This is a genomic window from Xanthobacter sp. BG11Y11_SDJG (genome assembly GCF_057364445.1).
The window spans coordinates 1-2,701 of the sequence record NZ_JBNFNU010000490.1 but is presented as its reverse complement, the minus strand read 5'-3'; the positions used below and the strand labels follow the sequence as shown (position 1 = coordinate 2,701).

The window sequence follows — 2,701 nt, the reverse complement described above, 5'->3', positions numbered from 1 at the left end:
CGCCGACTTCGGCTGCGGCGCCTCGCGCCTCACGGTGCTGGAGGCTCTGGGCGGCCCGCGCGAGCGCATCCGCGCGGCGCAGGCGGACGGCTTCGACCTCGACGGCATCCGCCCGCTGAACCTCGTCGCCATCGAAGTGGCGGCGGCCGACGGCGCGCCGCTCCTGTCTTTCGCCTGCGGCCTTCCCGACGAGCTGTTCGAGCATGACGGGCAGATCACCAAGCGCGAGATCCGGGCGCTGACCCTCTCCGCGCTGGCGCCGCGGCGCGGCGAGCTTTTGTGGGACATCGGCGGCGGCTCGGGCTCGGTCTCCATCGAGTGGCTGCTGTGCGATCCTTCGCTGTCCGCCATCGCCATCGAGAAGGATGCCGCCCGCGCCGCCCGCATGGCGCGCAATGCCGAGCGGCTCGGCGTGCCCCACCTTCAGATCGTCGAGGGTGCGGCGCCCAAGGCCCTTGCGGGGCTCCCCCCGCCCGATGTCATCTTTGTCGGCGGCGGCGCGAGCCGGACGCGGTTGCTGGACACGGCGCTGGAGGCGCTGAAGCCGGGCGGGCGGCTGGTGGCGAACGCGGTGACGCTGCAGACCGAGGCGCTGCTGCTGGCCGCCCATGCGCGGCTCGGCGGCGACCTGGTGCGCATCGCCCTGTCGCGGGCGGCGCCGGTGCAGGGACTGACCGGCTGGCGCTCGGCCATGCCGGTCACCCAGTGGCGGCATGTCAAGGCGAAGACGTGAAGACGGAAGGCTGAGGCAGGAACATGATCGTCGCCGGCATCGGCTCGAAGCGGGGCGTATCGCAGGACGAGGTGCTGGCCGCCCTCGACGCGGCGCTGGCGCGCGCCGATCTCGTCCGCGCCGACGTGAGCCTCATCGCCGCCCCCGCCGTGAAGGGCGGGGAGGCCGGCATCAGCGAGACGGCGGCGGCGCTCGGCCTGCCCCTGGTGCTGGTGCCGCAGACCCAGCTGGAGGCCGCCTCCAACCGCGCGAAAGCACCCGCTCCGAGCGGGTGGTGGCGCTGCTTCGCGTGCCCGTCCGCGGCGGAACCGCTGCGCTGGCGGCGGCCCGGGGCGCAGGCGCCAGCTGCTCGGCCCGCGCCTCGCGCTTGGGCCGGTCACCTGCGCTTTGGCGCGACGGGACATCGCATGAGTGTGCATTTCATCGGCGCCGGCCCCGGCGCGGCGGATCTCATCACCGTGCGCGGGCGCGACCTCATCGCCCGCTGCCCGGTGTGCCTGTTCGCCGGCTCCACCGTGGCGCCGGAGGTGCTCTCCTGGTGCCCCCCGGGGCGCGCCTCGTCGACACCGCCCCGCTCGACCTCGACCGCATCGAGGCCGAGTTCGTGCGCGCCCACGCGGCGGGAGAGGACGTGGCGCGGCTGCATTCCGGCGACCTCTCGCTCTACAGCGCGGTCGCGGAGCAGGTGCGCCGGCTGGAGCGGCGCGGCATCCCCTTTACGCTCACCCCCGGCGTGCCGGCCTTCGCGGCGGCGGCGGCGCTGGTGGGGCGCGAGCTGACCGTGCCGGAAGTGGCGCAGAGCGTGGTGCTGACGCGCGTCTCCGGCCGCGCCTCCGCCATGCCGGAGGGCGAGAGGCTCGAAGCCTTCGCCGCCACCGGCGCGACGCTCGCCATCCACCTCGCGGTGCATGTGCTCGGCAAGGTGGTCGAAGCGCTGACGCCCCATTACGGCGCCGACTGCCCGGTGGCGGTGGTGGAACGCGCCACCTGGCCGCAGGAGCGAGTGGTGACCGGCACCCTCGCCGACATCGAAGCGAAGCTCGCCGCCGACCCGATGACGCGCACCGCGCTGATCCTGGTGGGCCGCGCGCTGGCGGCCGGCGACTTCCGCGAGAGCGCGCTCTATGACCGCGACTATGTGCGCCGCTTCCGGGGAGGCGGCGCGTGAGCCGGGGCGAACGGAGCGCGGCCCTTCAGCGCGCCGTCGCGGTCGAACACGACGATCTCCAGTTCGATGTCGGCCCGCCGCAGCGCGCCGGCCGCCGTCTGCCAGGCGCCATGCGCCACGGCATCGCCGAGCGCGATGCCGGCATCGGCGGCGATGGCGAAGGCATGGGCCACGGTGTTGGCCTGCGCAATCGCGGCCGCCACCGGGTCCGCCGCACCCGCCCCGCGCGCAAGGTCGGCGAGGGCGGGAAGGTCGGCGCTGCCGCGCTTGGAATGCAGGTCGAGCCGGCCCTGCGCCAGCTTCGTCATCTTGGCGACGCCGCCGGCCACCGTGACCCTCCCGACCGGGTGGGCGGCAATGTACTTCAGCATGCCGCCGGCGAAATCGCCCATGTCGATCAGCGCCACCTCCGGCAGGCTGTGCAGCTTCTGCACCGCCGCCTCGGAGGCGGACCCGGTCGCCCCCGCCACATGCTCGATCCCCATGCGCGCGCCACGTCGATGCCGCGATGGATGGAGTGGATCCAGGCGGAGCAGGAAAATGGGATCACCACCCCCGTTGTGCCCAGCACCGAGAGGCCGCCGAGGATGCCGAGGCGCGGGTTGAGCGTCTTCAGCGCCAATGCCGCGCCATCGGCGATGGCGATCTCCACCGCGGCGTCGGGCGGGACCCCATGCGCCGCCGCCACCTCGGCGATCCCTTCGGCGATCATGCGGCGCGGCACCGGATTGATGGCCGGCTCGCCCGGCGGCAGCGGCAAGCCGGGGCGGTGATGGTGCCGACCCCCTCGCCGCGCGGAC

General features: G+C 74.4%; 1 protein-coding gene and 2 pseudogenes. 2 read left to right on the top strand and 1 reads right to left on the bottom strand.

The window, feature by feature from the left end; translation table 11 throughout:
* Both cbiT and cobM read left to right on the top strand, forming a co-directional pair.
* A partial coding sequence (cbiT, locus tag AC2W7M_RS23320) for a precorrin-6Y C5,15-methyltransferase (decarboxylating) subunit CbiT (protein WP_486135300.1) occupies positions 1 to 733 on the top strand: 733 nt, incomplete at its 5' end.
* A 23-nt stretch (positions 734 to 756) separates the two neighbouring features.
* A pseudogene (gene cobM / locus AC2W7M_RS23315) lies at positions 757 to 1,901 on the top strand (precorrin-4 C(11)-methyltransferase).
* Here the strand turns inward: cobM and AC2W7M_RS23310 are convergent.
* Positions 1,868 to 2,701 (bottom strand): annotated as a pseudogene (locus AC2W7M_RS23310) (cobalt-precorrin-5B (C(1))-methyltransferase); the annotation flags it as partial. The pseudogenes cobM and AC2W7M_RS23310 overlap by 34 nt on opposite strands.